General features: G+C 61.6%; 16 protein-coding genes and 1 pseudogene. 8 read left to right on the forward strand and 9 right to left on the reverse strand.

Annotation, left to right across the window (positions count from 1 at the left end; genetic code table 11):
• Positions 1–10: 10 nt before the first annotated feature.
• From GYA95_RS08055 to aroE, 5 genes are read left to right on the forward strand one after another with little or no spacing between them, the layout of a single operon-like run.
• Positions 11–958 (forward strand): ketopantoate reductase family protein, encoded by a 948-nt coding sequence (locus tag GYA95_RS08055; RefSeq protein ID WP_015270099.1) that lies wholly within the window; start codon positions 11–13, stop codon positions 956–958.
• On the forward strand, positions 955–1,353 hold the full coding sequence (locus GYA95_RS08060; protein ID WP_015270100.1) for a VOC family protein: 399 nt from the start codon (positions 955–957) through the stop codon (positions 1,351–1,353). The genes GYA95_RS08055 and GYA95_RS08060 overlap by 4 nt, the downstream gene beginning before the upstream one ends.
• Positions 1,350–1,805 (forward strand): MaoC family dehydratase, encoded by a 456-nt coding sequence (locus tag GYA95_RS08065; protein WP_003256790.1) that lies wholly within the window; start codon positions 1,350–1,352, stop codon positions 1,803–1,805. The genes GYA95_RS08060 and GYA95_RS08065 overlap by 4 nt, the downstream gene beginning before the upstream one ends.
• On the forward strand, positions 1,802–3,034 hold the full coding sequence (locus tag GYA95_RS08070) for a CaiB/BaiF CoA transferase family protein (protein WP_015270101.1): 1,233 nt from the start codon (positions 1,802–1,804) through the stop codon (positions 3,032–3,034). The genes GYA95_RS08065 and GYA95_RS08070 overlap by 4 nt, the downstream gene beginning before the upstream one ends.
• Positions 3,031–3,849 (forward strand): shikimate dehydrogenase, encoded by an 819-nt coding sequence (aroE, locus tag GYA95_RS08075; RefSeq protein WP_015270102.1) that lies wholly within the window; start codon positions 3,031–3,033, stop codon positions 3,847–3,849. Before GYA95_RS08070 ends, aroE begins: the two co-directional genes overlap by 4 nt.
• Before the next feature lie 53 nt (positions 3,850–3,902).
• Here the strand turns inward: aroE and GYA95_RS08080 are convergent, their stop codons facing one another.
• The 8 genes and pseudogenes from GYA95_RS08080 to pdxR form a co-directional block, all read right to left on the reverse strand.
• Positions 3,903–4,622 carry a proteasome-type protease gene (locus GYA95_RS08080; protein WP_015270103.1) on the reverse strand — a complete coding sequence of 240 codons (720 nt, stop codon included), beginning with the start codon at positions 4,620–4,622 and terminating at the stop codon, positions 3,903–3,905.
• A 41-nt stretch (positions 4,623–4,663) separates the two neighbouring features.
• Positions 4,664–5,443: a transglutaminase family protein gene (locus GYA95_RS08085; RefSeq protein ID WP_015270104.1), complete on the reverse strand. Its 780-nt coding sequence runs from the start codon at positions 5,441–5,443 to the stop codon at positions 4,664–4,666.
• Complete coding sequence (locus GYA95_RS08090; protein ID WP_015270105.1) at positions 5,440–6,390, reverse strand: alpha-E domain-containing protein; 951 nt, start codon at positions 6,388–6,390, stop codon at positions 5,440–5,442. The genes GYA95_RS08085 and GYA95_RS08090 overlap by 4 nt, the downstream gene beginning before the upstream one ends.
• Before the next feature lie 3 nt (positions 6,391–6,393).
• Positions 6,394–7,803 (reverse strand): circularly permuted type 2 ATP-grasp protein, encoded by a 1,410-nt coding sequence (locus GYA95_RS08095; RefSeq protein WP_015270106.1) that lies wholly within the window; start codon positions 7,801–7,803, stop codon positions 6,394–6,396.
• Between the two features lie 478 nt (positions 7,804–8,281).
• Positions 8,282–8,772 (reverse strand): annotated as a pseudogene (locus tag GYA95_RS08100) (GNAT family N-acetyltransferase).
• Positions 8,773–9,208: 436 nt separating this feature from the next.
• A complete protein-coding gene (locus GYA95_RS08105) occupies positions 9,209–10,474 on the reverse strand; it encodes an MFS transporter (protein WP_015270108.1) in 1,266 nt (421 codons plus the stop codon).
• Between the two features lie 33 nt (positions 10,475–10,507).
• On the reverse strand, positions 10,508–11,578 hold the full coding sequence (locus tag GYA95_RS08110; protein ID WP_015270109.1) for a sugar phosphate isomerase/epimerase family protein: 1,071 nt from the start codon (positions 11,576–11,578) through the stop codon (positions 10,508–10,510).
• A 111-nt stretch (positions 11,579–11,689) separates the two neighbouring features.
• Positions 11,690–13,195, reverse strand: a complete 1,506-nt coding sequence (gene pdxR / locus GYA95_RS08115; RefSeq protein WP_043935571.1) for a MocR-like pyridoxine biosynthesis transcription factor PdxR — start codon at positions 13,193–13,195, stop codon at positions 11,690–11,692.
• An 896-nt stretch (positions 13,196–14,091) separates the two neighbouring features.
• Here pdxR and GYA95_RS08120 point away from each other — a divergent pair.
• Both GYA95_RS08120 and GYA95_RS08125 read left to right on the forward strand, forming a co-directional pair.
• On the forward strand, positions 14,092–14,328 hold the full coding sequence (locus GYA95_RS08120; protein WP_015270111.1) for a hypothetical protein: 237 nt from the start codon (positions 14,092–14,094) through the stop codon (positions 14,326–14,328).
• A gap of 546 nt (positions 14,329–14,874) precedes the next feature.
• A complete protein-coding gene (locus tag GYA95_RS08125) occupies positions 14,875–17,427 on the forward strand; it encodes a bifunctional diguanylate cyclase/phosphodiesterase (RefSeq protein WP_161551366.1) in 2,553 nt (850 codons plus the stop codon).
• A 22-nt stretch (positions 17,428–17,449) separates the two neighbouring features.
• Here GYA95_RS08125 and GYA95_RS08130 read toward each other — a convergent pair whose 3' ends face one another.
• Positions 17,450–18,364 carry a LysR family transcriptional regulator gene (locus GYA95_RS08130; protein ID WP_015270113.1) on the reverse strand — a complete coding sequence of 305 codons (915 nt, stop codon included), beginning with the start codon at positions 18,362–18,364 and terminating at the stop codon, positions 17,450–17,452.
• Between the two features lie 199 nt (positions 18,365–18,563).
• On the opposite strand from GYA95_RS08130, the gene GYA95_RS08135 reads away from it, so the two are divergent.
• Complete coding sequence (locus tag GYA95_RS08135) at positions 18,564–19,532, forward strand: ABC transporter substrate-binding protein (RefSeq protein WP_015270114.1); 969 nt, start codon at positions 18,564–18,566, stop codon at positions 19,530–19,532.
• Positions 19,533–19,555: the final 23 nt, after the last annotated feature.

The following is a 19,555-nucleotide window of genomic DNA, read 5'->3' on the forward strand; positions in this document are numbered from 1 at the left end:
GGTCAGCGATTTGAAAATCTGCATTCTGGGCGCCGGCGCCCTGGGTTGTGCCATCGGTGCGGCCTTGAGCGAAGCGGGGCACGAAACCTGGCTGTTGAACCGTGGCCATGCACATGTCGAGGCGATGAACCTGCACGGGCTGCGGGTGCAGGACGAACGCGGCGAGCGGCAGGTCCCGGTGAAGGCAGCCTGCGACGCGGCAACCGTGGGCGTGGCCGACCTGGTGGTGGTGCTGGTCAAGTCATTCCACACCGGCGAGGCGATTGCCGGGGCCAAGGCGCTGATCGGGCCGCAGACGCTTGTGCTGTCACTGCAGAACGGTCTTGGCCATGAAGACATCCTGGCCGAGGCCGTGGGCCGTGAGCGGGTGCTGGCTGGCAAGACCTACGTCGGTGGCGTGCTGCTGGCGCCGGGTTCGATCCGCGCCGGTGTTGCGGGCAAGCAGACTTTCATCGGCGAGCTCGACGGCCAAAGGACGCTGCGTGTGCAGGCCATCGCCGAGGTCTTCAATGGCGCCGGGCTCGCCACCACGGTCAGTGACAACATTCTCGGCACCATGTGGGACAAGCTGCTGGTCAACGTCGCGACAGGCGCGCTCAGCGGCATCACCAGGCTCGGTTATGGCCAGTTGTACAGCGAGCCGCTGCTGGAAAGCACCGCCAAGGCAGCGGTGGCTGAAGCCATTGCCGTCGCTGAACGAGCAGGCATCCGCCTGAGCCTCACCAGCCCGGATTCTGCATGGCGGCTGGCCGCCGAAGGCCTGCCGGCAAGCTTCCGTACCTCGATGCTGCAGAGCCTGGAAAAGGGTTCGGTCACCGAGATCGATTTCATCAATGGCTCCGTCGTGCGCTGGGGCCAGCGCCATGGCGTGGCCACGCCGGTCAACGCGACCCTGGTGGCCTGCATCAAGGGCATCGAACGCGCCATGGCCGATCAGCAGAAGGGGAGTAATCCATGAGCCAGCCGAAAGCCTACCTTGAACACGTGGCGTTCTGGGTGCGCGACATCCAGTGGCACATCCGCTTTTTCAGCGAGGTGTGTGGCATGACCATGCGTGAAATACAGGGTGACGTCGAGCAGCCTGCACAGTACTGGACCCTTGGTGGCCTGCAGTTCATCCACCAACCGGACTTTGCCGGCCCGGAAGGGCGCATGGCGCACCTGGGCATCATGTGCGAGGACCTCGAAGCTACCCTGGCCGCCGCACAGCGTTTCGGCGTGAGCGAAATGCCCCAGGGCCGCAACTGGCTGCGCCTGCCTGACGGCCTTGCGGTCGAGTTCATTCAGGCATCGCCGGCGAAATGCGTCGCCCAGGCACTGGCCATCGACCCACGTGCAGAGGTGGTGGCATGAGCGTAGTGGAAAGATACTGGGACGATGCCCGCGAAGGCGATGAATGCATCAGCCCCACCTACACGGTGACCCGCGAACGTATCCTGGCCTACGCAGACCTCACCGGCGACCACACCCCGGTGCATGTCGACGAGGCCTACGCCAACGCCAGTCATTTCGGCTGCCTGGTTGCCCACGGCCTGTTCGGCCTGTCGATCGCCGACGGCCTGAAGACCCAGTGCGAATACCGCTTTGTACCGGGCATGTCGCTGGGCTGGACCTGGGACTTCGTGCTGCCGATCAAGGTCGACGATGTGCTGCACGTGCGCATGCGCGTGGGGGCGATGCGCCCGAGCAACAGTCGACCGGGCTGGGGCATCGTGGTCTTGCCGTCGGAGCTGATCAACCAGCACGGCGAAGTCGTGCAGCGTGGCGAGCACCGGCTGATGGTGCCCCGGAGGGTGCAGGCATGAGCCAGGCATTGCCATTGGCAGGTATCCGCGTCATCGACTACAGCCACTTCCTCGCCGGGCCCTATGTGGGCCGCTGCCTGGCAGCACTCGGCGCCGAGGTGATCAAGGTCGAACGGCCGGGCAGCGGCGATGCCGGGCGCCAGCATGCATTTACCCTTGATGAGCAGCAGAGCGGTTACTTCCTGCAGCTGAACATGGGCAAGCAGGGCGTCAGCGTGAACATGAAGGACCCGCGTGGCAAAGCGTTCATGCAGCGCCTGACCGACTCGGCCGATGTGTTCATCGAAAACTATCGCCCCGGCGCCCTGGACAAGCTGGGCCTGGGCTATGCCGAGCTGTCGGCGCGCAACCCGCGTCTGGTGTACTGCTCCATCTCCGCCTATGGCCATACCGGGCCGGATGCCCACCGCGCCGGTTTCGGGCTGATCGCCGAGGCCAAGAGCGGGATCATGCAGATGGTCGGCGTGCCGGGCGAAGCGCCGCCGTTGCTGCGCATTTCCCTTGGCGACATGTACACCGGCATTCATGCCGTGGCGGCGATCAATGCGGCATTGCTGGGCCGGGTGAACAGTGGACGCGGCCAGCACATCGACATGGCCCTGTACGACACGCTGGTGTCGATGCATGAATATGCGGTGCAGTGCTACACCTTGTCCGACGGCACCGTCCTGCCCGAGCAGACCGGCCATGACATGCCCACCTCCACCCTGTACGGCGTGTTTCGCGCGGCCGATGGCGACTTGGTAATCGCCGCCCAGGTCGACGATGCCTGGAAGCGCTTTGCCGCGATGCTGGAAGCCAACGGTGGCCCGGCCGGGTTCGGCAGCGACAGCCGCTACCACAGCCTCAATGGCCGCAACGCCCATCGCCAGGCGATTCTGGCCGTGGTTCGCGACTGGGTCGGCGCGCGCCTGGTGGCGGATATCCTGCAGTTGCTCGATGACATCGACATCCCCAGCGCCAAGGTGCAGCGCATCGACGAGGTGGTGGCCGACCCGCAGATTAAGGCGCGCAACATGGTCATCGAGCAGCAGCACCCGCGCTACGGTACCTTGCGCCTGCCCAACCTGCCGTTCCGCTTTTCCGACTGTGACACCACGATCCACCAGGTGGCCCCGGACCTCGGTCAGCACAATGCCGAAGTGGCCGCCGGCCTAGGTTTCACCCCTGAAGAAATCACCGCCATGCAGGCAGACGGTGTGCTGTTCACCCACGGAGATGCACGATGAGCGACCGCTATGCAGTGATCGGCCGGCCGATCAACCACACCAAGTCCCCGTTGATTCATGGCCTGTTCGCCCAGGTCGCCTGCCAGTGCCTGGAGTATGGCGCGCTGGAGGGCGAGCTCGAGGGCTTCGAGGCTCAGGTACTGCAGTTTCGCAGTGATGGTGGGTTGGGCATGAACATCACCGCGCCGTTCAAGTTGCGAGCCTTCGAGCTGGCCGACCAGCGCAGCGAGCGCGCCCAGTTGGCGCGGGCGGCCAATGCGTTGAAGTTCGAGGATGGCCGTATCTTTGCCGAAAATTTCGACGGCATCGGCTTGCTGCGGGATATCGAGGAAAACCTCGGTGAGCCGCTGGCCAATCGACGGGTACTGTTGCTCGGCGCCGGTGGCGCGGTACGCGGTGCATTGCTGCCGTTCCTGCAGGCGGGGCCGAGCGAGCTGGTGCTTGCCAACCGTGACATGGCCAAGGCGCTCGCCCTGCGCAACGAACTGGATCATCCAAGGCTGCGCATCAGCCGTTATGAGGAACTGGAGGGACAGTCCTTCGACATCGTGGTCAACGCCACCTCTGCCAGCCTCACCGGCGAGCTGCCGCCACTGCCTGAAGGCGTGCTGGGCGCGACGCAGCTGGCTTACGAGCTGGCGTATGGCAAAGGCCTTACGCCGTTCCTGCGCATGGCCCAGGCGCAGGGGGTGGTGCGCCTGGCCGACGGTGTCGGTATGTTGGTCGAGCAGGCGGCGGAGGCTTTCGCCTGGTGGCGCGGGGTACGGCCAGAAACCCGCGCCGTCATCGATCGCCTGACTATTCCGCTGGAGTAGGACCAAGGCCACAGTGGGAACGGGCATGCCCGCTTCCACAGTGGCCCTGCCAATCAGTACGGCGGCGCTGGCAGTTCGGCCAACAGTCTTTTGAGCCCGTCGCTCCACTGCCTGCGTATCTGCTCGTAATACACATCGTCGCTGGCGATACGCTGGCGTTTCGGTGTTTCCAGGCTGTCCTTCTGATACACCAGCAAGTCCAACGGCATGCCCACCGACAGGTTGCTGCGAATGGTCGAGTCGAACGAGATCAGGCCGCAGCGCAATGCTTCATCGAGTGGCATATGGTAGCCGAGGTTACGGTCCAGAATCGGCCGCCCGTACTTGCTTTCGCCCAGTTGCAGGAACGGGGTGTCCGGCGTGGCCTGGAAGAAATTGCCCTGCGCATAGACGTTGTATATGCCCATGGGGCCGCCGGCAATCTGGCCGCCGACGATGAACGAACTGCTCAGGTCGATTCCGGCCGACAGCTTGCTGCGATCACGGCTGACCACCTCGCGCAAGGTGTCGGCGACCAGTACCGTTGCATCGTAGAGCGTCGCAACGTTCAACAGGTGGGGGCCGGGGCCCTTCGTACGTTGCTGGAGCAGGTTCACCACCGATTGCGAGGTCGCCAGGTTGCCAGCGGTCTGCAGGACGATCAGGCGCTCCCCCGGCACGCCGAACACGAACAGCTTGGCAAAGCTGGCGATCTGGTCGATGCCCGCATTGGTGCGTGAGTCGCTGATGAAGACAAGCCCGTCCGCCAGGTGCATGGCGACACAATAGGTCATGCTGTTTCCCTTGTTTTTTTCATGAACGGATGCCGCACCTGTCATTGGCGGTGCACGTGTACGCTGGCCTGCATCGATTCGGCGCCGCCCCCGCGGCGCACGCCCCTGACCGGGCAGGCATCGAGGTAGTCCAGGCCCACTGCCAGCTTCAGGTGGCGTTCTGGCCGGGTCAGGCGGTTGGTGATGTCGAAGCTGTACCAGGCGTCATCGACCCAGGCTTCCGCCCAGGCATGGCTGGCCAGGTGCTGCTCGTCTTCGGTACATAGGTAACCGGACACATAGCGTGCCGGAATACCCAGGCTGCGCGCGCAGGCGAGGAACGCATGGGTATGGTCCTGGCACACCCCGGCAGCGCCGCTGAACGCTTCGATGGCAGTGGTGCCCACCGATGTGGCACCGGGGCTGTATGGCATGTGCTCGGCCAGGCCTTGCATCAGCCCGATCAGCGCCGCCCGGTCGCGGTGCTCGCCACAATGTCGGCTGGCGAAGGCCTTGAGTGTGTCATCGGCCTGGGTCAGGTGGCTGCCGCGCAGGAAGGGCAGGGGTGAATGTTCGCCGGCCTCCTGCTCGCGATCCGGGTCGATTTCTACCTGGCCGCTGGCGGTCAGTGCCAGGTGACCATGGGGTTTGTCCAAGGTCAGTACATGCAGGATGTTGCCATACGGGTCGATCTGGCCCTTGACCTTGCAGGGCAGGTCGAGTTGCCATTCAGTGATGCGCTGGCGCTCGCTGCTGCGTGGCGTCAGGCGCAGGAACTGGATGCTGTTGCACACATCGCTTGCATAGCTGTAGGTAGTGTCGTGGCGAATGGACAGTTTCATACGACCTCCAGATAGGAGTGGTGGACCGCCTGGCCCAGTTGATTGATGCGCCCAATGAAGTCGCTCAACCACGGGTGCAACCCTGCTTCGAGTATTTCGTCGATCGCGGTGTAGCGCAGGCGAGCGTTGAGTTCGGCGGCCATGCGCTGGGCGGCGCGCCCGGTGCTGCCCGGCAGGCTGGCAAGGATCTGGTCCAGCTCCTCGATGCAGGCATGCAGCGAGCGGGGCACATCGACCCGCAGCAATAGCAACTCGGACACCGGTCGTGCACTGGGTGCGGCGCGATACAGTTCGTTGAAGGCTTCGTAGGAGGTCAGCGCGCGCAGCAAGGCGCTCCATTGGTAATAGCCGCGGGCAGAATCATCGCTGACTTCCTCGGAGGCCTCCCCGAACATTTCATAGCGTGCATCGAGCAGGCGCAGGGTGTTGTCAGCCCGCTCCAGGAAGGTCCCCAGGCGGATGAAGCTGTAAGCGTCGTTGCGCATGATGGTGCCTGAAGTAGCACCGCGGAACAGGTGCGAGCGTTCCTTGACCCAGTCGCAGAACTGGCTGATGCCATAACGGCCGAGACCATTGCTGGCAATGTTGCGCATCTCGATCCAGGTAGCGTTGATGTTCTCCCACATGTCGGCAGTGATGCGGCCACGCACTGCGTGGGCATTGGTCCTGGCCGCCTGCAGGCAGCAATAGATGCTGCCGGGGTTGGTCGCGTCGAGGGCGAAGAAGTGCAGCATGCGCTCGGTGTCCAGCTCGGTGTGCCGGCGGCGGTAGTCGTCCAGCGTTCCGGATGCCAGCAGTGACATGGCCAGCTCGGCATGGCCGTCGCTGCGGCCAGCCTGGGGCATCAGCGATAGCGAATAACTGACCTCGAGCATGCGCGCAAGGTTTTCTGCACGCTCCAGGTAGCGCGACATCCAGTAAAGGTCGGAAGCAGTTCTCGAAAGCATGGTTCAGTCCTCCACCACCCAGGTGTCCTTGGTACCGCCGCCTTGCGACGAGTTGACCACCAGCGAACCTTCCTGAAGGGCCACGCGGGTAAGGCCGCCTGGCACCAGTCGGGTTTCACTGCCGGACAGCACGAACGGGCGCAGGTCGATGTGGCGCGGCGCGATGCCGCTGTCGACGAAGGTCGGGCATGTGGAAAGGCACAGGGTAGGTTGAGCGATGTAGGCGTGCGGGCGGGCCTTGATGCGGGCGCGGAAGTCCTCGATCTGTGCGCTGGTCGCCGCAGGCCCGACCAACATGCCGTAGCCACCGGACCCCTGGGTTTCCTTGACCACCAGCTCGGGCAGGTGGGCCAGGACATGGGAAAGCTCTGCAGGCCTGCGGCACTGCCAGGTAGGGACATTGTTCAGGACCGGCTCTTCGCTCAGATAGAAGCGGATCATGTCGTCGACATAGGGGTAGATCGACTTGTCGTCTGCCACCCCGGTGCCTACCGCATTGGCCAGCACCACGTTGCCAGCGCGGTACACCGAAATCAGCCCCGGCACGCCCAGCATCGAGTCAGGGTTGAACGACAGCGGGTCGAGGTAGTCGTCGTCCAGACGGCGATAGATCACATCCACCTGTTTTGGACCAGCGGTAGTACGCATGTAGACGTGCTCGTCACGGATGAACAGGTCCGCACCCTCGACCAGTTCGATGCCCATTTCCCGGGCCAGGAAGGCGTGCTCGAAATAGGCACTGTTGAAGCGGCCAGGGGTGAGCAACACGGCAGTGGGGTTGTCCAGTGGGCTGGCGCTCTTGAGCGTGTCCAGCAGCAGGTTGGGGTAGTGGTCGATGGGCGCGATACGCTGTGCGGCGAACAGCTCGGGGAACAGCCGCATCATCATCTTGCGGTCTTCGAGCATGTAGCTGACCCCGCTGGGGGTGCGCAGGTTGTCCTCCAGCACGAAGTAGCTGCCATCCCCGTCACGGACCAGGTCGACGCCAGCGATATGGGCATAGAGCCCACGGTGCAGGCCCAGGCCCTGCATGGCGATCTGGTAGCCTTCGTTGGCCAGCACTTGTTCCGGCGGGATGATGCCGGCCTTTAGGATGCGCTGGTCGTGGTAGATGTCCTGCAGGAACAGGTTCAACGCCTGAACCCGCTGGATACAGCCGCGCTCGACCATGCGCCATTCGCTGGCGCGAATGCTGCGCGGGATGATGTCAAAGGGGATCAGGCGCTCGGTGTCCTCTTTGTCACCGTACAAGGTGAAGGTGATACCGGCGCGGTGAAACAGCAGGTCAGCTTCGCGTCGGCGTTGCTCCAGCAACTCCAGCGGGGTGTTTGCCAACCAGCGGGCGAACTCCTGGTAATGCGGGCGGCAACTTCCGTTCGTATCATACATTTCATTGAAAAATGCCCGGGACATACCCACTCCTTGCCACCGTTGCCGGCAGCTTCATTGCGGTTCATCTACGTGTTTCAGGGTGCGGCCTTGCGGGTCGGTGGGTGTTTTGTCTGCGGTGAGCCTCGAATCCGATCAATTGCTGTGCGTTATGCACGCAAGAGGCCATTGCAATGAAGGTGCCGAAAGCCAGGCACAGTTCTGGAGTGGCAACGGGCTGGCGGTAACACCTTGAAACTCTTGGGTTTTATTGCTGAATTCGCTGACTGCGCCGCATGCAGCCGTGCGGGAACGTCGGGAGGGGGGAGCAGGCGCGCCTCGAAAAAAGGCGCGCTATGCACCGAGCTGCAGCTTTTGCTCCGAATTGGAGCGAGTCCATGGCGAGGCGGCACTCCGGCCGCGCAAGCAAGGAGTAGTGCGTTTCGTTCCAAGTGTCAGGTTATGACGCAGTCACCGACGCAGAATGCTCTGGGCGTCGCTTGCAGATCGAAAACGGTCACTATCATTCAATGGATTTGGCCATTTCCGACGTTCCATCCAGCCGGTCTGCTCATAGACCGGTTTACCCGTCTCGGTGGCATGCAGGACAGCGAAGGTGATACCTCGGCGAGCGAACTCGGCGTCAGCAGCCTGCATCAAGGCCGAAGCCAGGCCGCGGCGGCGGTAGGCCGGCTGGACGAACACATTCAGCACGTACCCACGTTTGTCCAGGGTTGGGTGCGATGGATGGGGAGGCCAGTCAATGCTCATCAGGCCGATGGCTGCAACCGGTTGGTCGCCATCCAGGAGCTTGAAACCGTAATACCGACCGTCACCGAGCCGCTCTTCCAGCCATGGGCGAAAGTGCTGAGTCATGACTTGCAGTTTTTCAGGGTCGCCACCTGCCTCAAGAAACATCTCCTGGCGATGCGAGCAGATCATTGCTGCGTCAGCGGGCCCGACTGGCCGACACTCCAGGCCTGAAGACGCTCCACATCCTTGTAGCTCGATCATCGTTTATCCAACGTAAGTGGCCGATTCATGAGAAGGCAGCCTATGGCCTCTTCAGGCCTGCTTGCAATGGCTTGGTTCAACGCCTGGCCCGCCAGACGAAACAAGATCCAATGGCTAACGATCGACCTTGGCAAGCAACTCAGCTTTTGTCATCTCTCATGGAACTGCACATAACTCATTGAATCAGCAGGGCCCATGTAGGAGCGGCCTTGTGTCGCGATGGGGCGCGCAGCGGCCCCGGCAATTTCAACTGTTGCGCATCAATCCTGGGGCCGCGATGCGGCCCTTTCGCGACACAAGGCCGCTCCTACAGGTACAGCCACAACCTCGAGAGCAACGCTGTACCTGTGGGGTTTTAGCCGCGAACACCGGCGTTGTGGGCGGAGGAGGGCTCGGCATGATGGACGAACCCTCCTCCTGAAGCCCATGGCGACGATCAGGCTTGTACCGCGTCGGCCCCGCCAGAGAGCACGGATTTTTTGCGTACCGCTTGATAGAGAAGGCTGGACACCATGAAGCCTGCAATGGCCAGCATGCTCATCAGAATGAACACATAGTTGTAGCCCTGTTGACCAGGGAAGTGGTCGAGGATCGCGCCATAGATGACGTAGGCAAACATGCCGGGGGCATAGCCGATCAGGCAACCGATGCCGAAGGCCGAGCCGGTGATGTGCTGGGGAATGCCGACTTCGCCCATGGGGGCCCAGAACACGCCGCGCATCGAGAAAACAATCAGGGCGAAGGATAGGGTGGCCGCCATCCCCGCATAGATGAAGCCCGGGCTTTTAGGAATCAGCATGATCACGGCCATCAGCGGCAATAGCGCCAGAAATGCCCACTTCAGGTAACGGCTGGTACTCTTGAACTGCTTGTCGGCAATGAAACCGCCGGCAGGCCCGCCGAGGATTTTCAGGAAGTATTGATTGATGATGCCGTAGGCGCCTACCAACGCTACTGGCAACCCGTACATTTCCTTGAGGTAGGGGATGAAATAGGTCAGGCCGCAGTAGACGATGTAGACCATGAACACATTGAGGCTGACCAACCAGATACCGGGTACCTTGATAGCCTCCATCAGGTTTGCCAGACCGTTTTTCGGCTTGGTGGCCGATTGCGCATTACCGCCCTTGAGCAGGACCCTGGTCAGGGTGCCAGCCAGAATGTCGATGACCGAGTAGAACAGGATCGCCGATTTCAGGCCGGCTTCCCCCGAGCCCATGGCGACGAACACGCCCAGTGCGGAAAAGGCCACCAGCGTATCAACCACGCCACGCCCGCCTTCCAGCAGGCCGAACAACCGGCCTTGCTCCTGATCGTCACCCAGATTGCGGATGGCCTTGAGCAACGATGGCCAGAACAGGCAGTCGGCACAGACGGCCAACAGACTGAACACGATCAGCAAACTGCTGAAGGGCGGAAAGGTCGCCAGGTACAACCCCAGGCTCCCGGTCCCGATCAGGCCGAGGGGGATCAGTTTGCGCGTGTCGTAGCGATCGGCGAGCAGGCCACCAACCACGAACAGTGCAGTCGCGATGATCGCGTTGGCACTCAACAGCATGCCGATTTCAGTGTGGCTCAGGCCCATGAATTCCTGCATGGGGACATAGAAGGCGTCCTTGAGGTTCGCCAGCTTGTAAATGGTGCCGCCACCAAGGATGAGAATCAGGAATCTGAGCCATTTGGCCTTGTTTTGAGTTGTCATTATTGTTCTCCGGGCGTAATCGGGTCGTCAGGTTCAGGCGTTGGAAGGAGCGGCCAGGGTCAGTTCAGCCAAGGTGCGCAGTTCGCCCAGCAAACCTCGGACATAGGCCACCTGATTGTTCGCCCAGCGGTGTTCGTCGGCCAGCATGCGCTCGAGCGAGTAGCCTTTCGGGAGCGGCGTTTCGCTCATCTCCCGGTAAGCAATGAATGGATCGGCTGCTTCGAGGCTCTGCCGGAAGGCCGGGGCCACGTAGTGATTTTCCTGCTCGAGAATGAACGCGATCACTTGCGGGGTTGCTTCGCCCAGCATCAACAGTTCGAACAGCATGCGGGCGCTGGGCAGATCGTCTTCGTCGCTGCCTTGCAACACGCCGTAATGGCCGAAGCCGTTTTGTTCGGGGACGATGCGTACGCCCTTGAGGTGAGCCTGGCGGATGTGCGGCGCCAGGTTGTGCAGGGCCTGCAGGGGCTGTTCGCAGGCATTGATCATGTTGCCGAAGTCGAACAGGGCATGCAGGCGAGGGTGGTTGACACGGTTGAGCAGCTGCGCGATTTCGCTGCTCTTGAGTTCTTCATGCTGCTCGAAGTCAAAGTACAGATCGTTGGCATCGGCCTGTTGTGCGAGGTAGTGCAGGTCGGTCTCGATCACGTCCATGACCCGCGACAGCGGACCCTCGTAACGTGAGTAGACACGGATGTTGCGCACCCCCAGTGCCTTGGCGATGGCGATCACCTGGTCGACATCCTTTTTCAGCGTGCTGCTGATTTCCAGATGCACATCCAGCCCCAGCGCCTTGGCCTTGCTGGCAAACACCTGGAGCTGCTCTGGCGACATCTGGCTCAGGCTGTTTTCCTCGCCGTCGAGCAAGTGCAGGCTCAGGCCTTGCAGCTCGTGGCGATAGGCGAAGTCCAGCATGTCCGCGGGTGTGACACGACCGTGGGTGAGGTTGGTCAGTAGCGGGTAGGCGTGGGCAAACAGGCGCAATTGCCCGAGACGCTCAAGCAGCCGCTGGGCCAGTGCCTCTGTCAGCACTGGAGCAGCCACGTGTTCGACCACCTTGTGGCTCAGCAAGGCGTTGAATCGTTCCTGGATCTTGTTGTTCATTAGAGTTGTTCCTGGTTCAGGCACCGGTCTACCGGCGCAGCCTTTATCGCGCCAGCCAGGAACTCTCGATAGATCCATTATCAATTAATTGATAAGGCCACTTTCCACGCATCAAGTGGTCGGCGGAAGATAACCCAGCGTGCGCAAAGCCTGGGCCAGCTCCTCGACACGCTCCCGGGCCTGCTTTTCAGGCGTGCCGGCAAAGCCGATCAACAGGGCAGGCGGCAGGTCATGCTTGATGCGGTAGTCGCTCAAGGCGTAGGTGTGGATGTTGTGTCGGGCCAGTTGCCGGGCGATTTCAGTGTCACTGAGTTCGGGGGGCAGCCAGGCGATCAGGTGCATGCCGGCATCCGTCGGAGTGATCCTGAAAAAGCTGCCGATCTGCTTTTCAAGTTGTTCGATCAACGCCTGCTGGCGCGCCTTGTACAGTGCACGCATGCGGCGGATGTGCCCCAGGAAGTGGCCTTCGCTCATGAAGTCGGCCGTTGTGGCCTGAAGCAGTGTGGGCGGGCTGCGATCCATGACCGCGCGCAGGGTGCAGAAGGGCTCGACCAGAGCCTGCGGCAGAATCACGTAGCCCAGTCTCAGTGACGGGAAGAGCACTTTGCTGAACGTGCCGACGTAGATCACTCGGGCCATCTGGTCCATGGCATACAGTGCCGGAAGAAGTCGACCACTGTAGCGAAACTCGCTGTCGCAATCGTCCTCGATGATCCAGCTCTGATGCTTCGCAGCCCAGTCGATGAGTGCCTGGCGCCGCACATAACTCAGGGTGACACCCAAAGGATGCTGACGCGAAGGCGTACAGAATACCAGGCGCGCATCAGGGCACTCGGCAAGGCCTTGCTGGACATCGATCCCCTGTTCATCAATACGCAACGGAATGATCCGGGCCCCCTGGGCTTGCAACGCAATTCGCGCGGCGATGTGCCCAGGGTCTTCCATCCAGACACTGTCCTGCGGATTGAGCAGCAGCATGCCCAGCAGGTTGAATGCTTGCTGCGCGCCGGAAACGATCACTACCTGGCCGGCATTGCAGTCGATACCTCGCGCATCGAAGACATACTCGGCAATCGCTGTGCGAAACGCCTGCAAGCCTTGCAACTCGCCATAACCCAGGATCGCCTTGGTTGGCTTTAGCAAATGACGGTTCATCAGGCGCCGCCAGATGGCTTGCGGAAACCCTTCATAGGTGCTGTGACTGGGCAGGAAGGAGGTCGGCGTCGCCGGATCCCAGTCGGTATAGGACACCCCGCGAAAATGATCGCTGCGCAGCGACAGCATCGACTGGCTCAGTTCGGACAGGCGCGGTGGCTGGCGCGGTTGCTCGTCCTCGATACTCCGGTTTTCCCACTCAGTACCGACATACGTACCTGCACCCGTGCGCGAGGCCAGAAAACCTTCGGCAATCAACTGATCGAAAGCATTGAGGATGGTGATCCGCGACAGCCCCAACTCGATGCTCAAGGTCCGCGTCGACGGCAGGCGCACGCCCCCCTGAATTCTGCCGTTGAGTATCTGTTTGCGAATTTGCAGATACAGCTGACGGTACAGAGGTATGGCACTGGCACGGTCCAGTTCGATAGCCGACAGCAGCAAACCTGTGGGGGATTTCATGACATGCTCGTCTGGGTGAAACGGGATTTGACCCGGGAACCGTCAGGCGACGGGATTTCAGGGTAGCGAGCGATACCCGATAAGTCATCCGTCCGGCTTTGATGTCCGGCGCAGCGTCCGTTTTGGGTAGATAGTGCCCAGTCGCGAATGGCTACAAACGACCCAAAGCGGACATCTGTGACCGGGGCCGCTTCGCGGCCCATCGCCGGCAAGCGCGGCTCCCACAGGTACAGCGCATGCCTGAAGGCTGGTGATATTCCTGTGGGAGCCGGCTTGCCGGCGATGAGGCCGGTACTGACTACAGAGCTTTGGATCAGTGTCCGCCGTGGGTCGTTAGCCGCCATTCGCGGTCGATCGCTTTTGGCCAAGGCGGACGCTAAAGGATAACTGGTTTCGTAAGCGCGACGCCGTCCCTTTGTGAGCGGGTTTACCCGCGAAGAGGCCGGTGCAGGCGACACAACATGGTGATCACTGCTGATTGGCCAGCAGGTGATGAGTGAGAGGCGCCAACGGAAGTGTTACTGCACATTCCCTTCGCTTGAAACGCTTCCCTGACACCGGTAGTCTTTGCCCGCTGCTGTAAGTCCAGCGGCCGGGTTTGGTCACCCGCAATCATCAAGGCGCACAAGCGCCCGCTCTGCGATACAGTTGGCGCTTTTTTGTGCCCGCTGTTTCGTTTTATGGCGGCTGTGCGTGGGGCGCCTCCGTGCGCGCCGGTTTCCTTGATTCCCGGTTGACCAACCCGCGTACAGTCGCCACCCATTCGTTTGGTCACGTTGTGTGGCGGCTCCAGTGAATCAAGGAGCGACACAATGACAAAAGGCTTACCCGATCCTCCCGTACGCGCCACCACGGCGTCCTCCAGTTTCTCCACGTGCGAATGCAGCCACCCACCGTTGTTTGCCGTGCGTTCTGGGGTGGACTACGACGATGCGCTGGTGCATCTGTCCACGCTGCTCAAAGGCGCGTTTGCGACCAATCTCAAGGCACTGGAGCTGGCCAAGGGAACCTGTCGTGATCTGTTGTTGAGCAATGACCATGGGCTGGATTCGGCCAAGGCGGTGGTGGAGGCGTTGCTGGATGGGGTGGAGAGGCAGCAACTGGTTGGGCGGAAGACGGTGCCGGGTGTCTGACGGGCGCTTGGGCTTTGTTTGATTCAAGCGGCAGCCGTGATTGACCTTGAGGGCCTCTTCGCGGGTGAACCCGCTCCCACAGGTTCAGCGCCAACTCGAAGCCAGCGCAGTACCTGTGGGAGCGGGCGCGCCCGCGAAGCAGGCGACGCGGTGAATGGCACCGGCTTTGCCGGTGTTCGCGGGCATGCCCGCTCCCACAGGTACCGTGGGATCTCAAGTGCGACGCCGGCCCTGTGGGAGCGGGTTTACCCGCGAAGCAGGCGCCGCGGTGGATGGCACCGGCTGTGCCGGTGTTCGCGGGTAAACCCGCTCCCACAATGATCGCCGTTGGGCAAAACGACAGCTATGGGTCGTTATCCGCGGAACGCACCAGAACCGTTATCCAACCTGGCAGTCGTTCACCGCTGGCAGGCCCCCGCGCTGTACTGACCATAGCCCCGTATCAGGCTCTAGGTTGCCTTTCGCCAACCACCGATCGTCAGCTCCATCGACCTCCAAGCCCGCCGCCCGGTCAACCGGGAGACCCTAGGCCGCGATGGTGAACCAATGGACGTCTTTGCTGACAATGAAATGTCGACCCGCAGTGATGTGGTCGGGCAACTGATCGTGGCGTTTTCCCTGATTCTGCTGTTGGCCTTGTTGCTGGGGCTGTTCTCCCTCTACCGCCTCGCCGGGGCGCTGGACGCCCGAGAAGTGGAGCAGAGCCGCTTCTATGCTGAATCCGCCATGGCCCAGCTGCAGAAGAACGACAGGACGTTCCTGCTGACCCATGCCAACTGGCAGGCCGCCTATGATCACTTGGGCGGGCAGGTCGATGCACATTGGGCATACGACGAGGACAATGTCGGCGCCACGCTCTATACCTCCGATGGGTACGAAGGCGTATATGTGCTCGATGACGACGGTACGCGGTACGCAATACTGGACGGTAAGCTCAGCCAGCTGGGCCTGGAGCAGCATACCGTCAGTGCCGGCAAGATCCTGCAGGAGGCTCGGCAAGCAGCGCAGCACGATCAGGCGTCTTCAGGCTATCTGGTCTTTCGTGGCCAGCCGGCGGTGTACGTCGCTGCACTGATCCGCCCGCAGACCCAGCCGGCCCGCCCGCCGGGACCAACTGCGGTTTTGGTGTTCATTCGGGTTCTATCGCCACAGGTGCTCTTGCCGCTGGGCCAGGCGGCGGGGCTGTTAGGCCTGGCCGTGGGCGATTCGGCCGATCAGCGCCAAGGGCGCGGTGCCCTGCCACTTGAAGGCAGCGGCCACACCTTGACATGGGATATACCGCAGCCCGGCACCGAACTGATCCACACGGTAATCGTGCCCTTGGCTATCGCCGTTCTATTCATCGCACTGAGCATGGCATTGTTTGCACGCTACGCGATCCGCGCCAGCAGCAGGATCGATCGCAGCCACCGTGCTCTGGTGACTTCCAGGGTTGCCCTGCAATCAAGTGAAGAGCGCTTCAAGGCAGTGGCCGAAGCTGCCTCGGACTGGATTTGGGAAACGGATGTGCTCCTTCGCCTGACCTACCTTTCGGACCGGTTCACCGAACTCACCGGGCACCCCGTCGAAGCGTGGCGACAGCGCCCGATTACCGAGTTGCTGTCGTGTGATACCAGCAACCTCCGGACCTCGCTGCACAGCCTGGCCGCGACAGGCTCCTCCGGCACGCTGCGCTGCCAATACCAGGACCATCTAGGCCAGCAGCGTATCTGCAGGATCGCTTCGCGCGCGATCGTGGCCGAGGGCGTGTGTACCGGCTTTCGTGGCACGTGCAGCGACATCACCGACGAAGTGGCCGCCCATGCCCAGATTCAGCACCTCTCCTTGCACGACGCCCTGACCGGCCTGCCGAATCGCAACAAGCTGTTCCGTTTCCTCGAACAATCAGCCCCTGGCGCTGAGCTACCCAAGGTGGCGCTGTTGATGCTCGATCTGGACAACTTCAAGCCAATCAACGACAGCCTTGGGCATCCGGCCGGCGACGCGGTGCTGCTCGAGGTAGCGAGCCGCCTCGGTCAAGTTACCCGTGACAGTGATCTGGTCGCCCGTCTGGGAGGCGATGAGTTCATCGTCGTACTGACCCGGCCAGGCGATCACCAGGACATGGACCGATTCTGCATGCGCGTGATCGAGGCGATCAAACGCCCCATTCAGGTCGAAGGGCATGTCGTGCAAGTGGGGGTAAGCCTGGGTGTAGTGCTGTCGGCCGAGTACCCTGGTACGCCGAGCGACCTGATCCGACACGCCGACGTGGCCCTTTACAGCGCCAAGCAGGCGGGCAAGAACACCTGGCGCTTCTTTTCGGCACAGATGAACGCCGCTTTGATGGAGAAGCGTGTGCTGGAAAGCGAGCTGCGCGAGGGCATACCGCGTGGCGAGCTGGTGCTGCATTTTCAGCCGCGCTTCAAGGTCGATGGGGTCTCGATCGCATCGGCCGAGGCCCTGGTGCGCTGGCAACACCCGCGCCTGGGCCTGCTCCGCCCGGATCGTTTCATCCCGCTTGCCGAAGAGTCCGACCTGATCGTGCTGCTTGGCAACTGGGTGCTGCAGGAAGCCTGTACCAAGGCGCGGGGCTGGCCGCAGGCGGTGATGGTCTCGGTCAACATGTCGCCGGCCCAGTTCAGCCGCAGCGATGTGGTCCGCGACGTCGGCAACGCGTTGCGCGCCACCGGGCTGCCAGCCCACCGCCTGGAGCTGGAAATTACCGAGAACGTCATGCTCAACGATGTCGAAGGCGCACTGCACACCATGCTTGCACTGAAAGAGCTGGGCGTGCGCCTGAACATGGACGACTTCGGGACCGGTTACTCCTCGTTGGGTTACCTGCGTACCTACCCGTTCGACAGCATCAAGATCGACAAGCGCTTCGTGCAGCACCTGGGAAAGAGTGGCAGCGACCGTAGCGTGGTCCAGGCCATCATCAACCTTGGCAATGCAATGGGCATGACGGTGACTGCCAAAGGTGTCGAGACCGCCGAGCAATTGGCCTTGCTCTGCGATGACCAATGCCATGAAGTACAAGGCTTCCTGCTCAGCAAACCGCTGGAAAACGAGGCACTGATGGGGATGATGAAAGACCAGGTGTCGTTAGCGCAATGACACCTCGCAGAGGAGGGCAGTTTCATTCGGATGCAAACGACGGCCGTTCCGCGAACCATGCCACCGCCAGCTCCTTGAACGCCTCAGCCGAAGGCGTCAGCGGATAGCGTTGATCATGCGCCAGCACGATGCTGTGCGTTGGCAATTTCTCCTCGGTCGGCCGACATACCAGCGCTTGACCATCATAACTGCGGTCACCAAATGGCCGGGTGTAGATCAGCGCCACGCCAAACCCGTTGGCGACCAGGCTACGCTGCATCTCGAAGGTGCGCACACGGTGCACAGCGGCGGGCGAAAGATCGTAGAAGCTGAACAGATCCAGCACATGCTGCCAGCTGTGGACCTGATCGGTGACTACCAATGTGTATTCGGATAGCGCTTTGAGGCTGACGCGCGATTCCTTGGCCAACGGGTGATCGGCAGCCAGCAGTACCTGAGCGGTCAGCTGGCACAACTGGGTGCATTGAGTGTTCGGCGGCAGACCCAGATCGTAGGTGATCGCCAGCTCTATCGCACCCTCACTCAGCCGCTTGCCAACATAATCGAAGCTGCCTTCGCGCATATCGACCGTGACCCTCGGGCAGGACTCCTGCATCCGTCGCACAATTTGTGGCAGGCAATAGGGCGCCAGGTCTTCAAAACATCCGACCACCAACTCTCCGACACACTCTCCTGCATTGGCATTGATCTCGGCAAAGGTCCGAGCTTCGCTCAGAACGCGGCGGGCCTGGACCATGACGGTACGCCCGAACGGGGTCAGCGATATGCCGAGGCCACGTTGGCGCACGAAAATCGATTGGCCCAGCACCTCTTCCAATTCGCTGATGGCCGCCGAAATGGAGGGCTGTGAAACATGAAGCTCCATGGCGGCAGTCGTCAGGTTCCCGTGCTTGGCCGCTGCGAGCGCGTAGCGCAGTTGTCGCAGTGTGAACTTCATAGGTTTTTCCGTTGTGATACATCAGGACATATTATTTTATCCTTTTTTGAGGTTGTGAAATATTTCCTCTGTGCAGTGGCCACCGATCACAGGTGCCACGCCGATGCCGATTGCAAGGCTGATCAGCCAGTTTGGCGACCCTCTTTGGGCCGGATGCCCTCGACTACTGCAATCCATGTTCTTGTTTGGGAGCGTCACAATGAAAATTACAAAGGCTCTGCTGACCACCACACTATCTTTCGGGCTGCTGGCGGCCGCTGGTGCCAGCCAGGCGGCCGGCTGGTGCGAGTCTGGCAAACCGGTGAAATTCGCCGGATTGAACTGGGAAAGCGGGATGCTGCTCACGGACGTGATGCAGTTCGTGCTGAAAAATGGTTATGGCTGTGAAACCGACAGCCTGCCGGGTAACTCCATCTCCATGGAAAACGCCCTGAGCAGCAACGACATTCAGGTGTTTGCCGAAGAGTGGGTAGGGCGCAGCGAGGTCTGGAACAAGGCGGCGGCCGCCGGCAAGGTTGTTGGCGTCGGCGCGCCGGTCGTTGGCGCAGTCGAAGGCTGGTATGTGCCGCGTTACGTGATCGAAGGCGACCCCAAGCGCAAACTCGAAGCCAAGGCACCGAACCTCAAGACCATCGCCGATCTTGGGCAATACGCCCAGGTATTCAAAGACCCGGAAGAACCGGACAAGGGGCGCTTCTACAATTGCCCGGCCGGCTGGACCTGCGAGCTGGACAACAGCGAGATGCTCAAGCACTACGGCCTGGAAAGCAGCTACACCAACTTCCGCCCGGGCACCGGCCCGGCACTGGATGCCGCCGTGCTGTCGAGCTACAAGCGTGGCGAGCCGATCCTGTTCTACTACTGGTCGCCGACGCCGCTGATGGGCCTGGTCGACCTGGTCAAGCTGGACGAGAAGCCAGGCGTGGATAAATCCCTGACCATCAAGGTGGGCCTGTCGAAGGCCTTCCACGAGCAGGCGCCGGAACTGGTGGCAGTGCTGGAAAAGGTCAATCTGCCGATCGACCTGCTGAACCAGAACCTGGCGCGCATGAGCAAAGATCGCATCGAGTCGCCGGAACTGGCCAAGTTGTTCCTCAAGGAGCACCCCGAGGTCTGGCACAGCTGGGTCAGCGAAGACGCAGCCAAAAAGGTGGACGCGGCACTCTGAGCGTATGGGCTTGTCCGGCTCCT

Source organism: Pseudomonas asiatica, from assembly GCF_009932335.1.
Classification (GTDB): Bacteria; Pseudomonadota; Gammaproteobacteria; order Pseudomonadales; family Pseudomonadaceae; genus Aquipseudomonas; species Aquipseudomonas asiatica.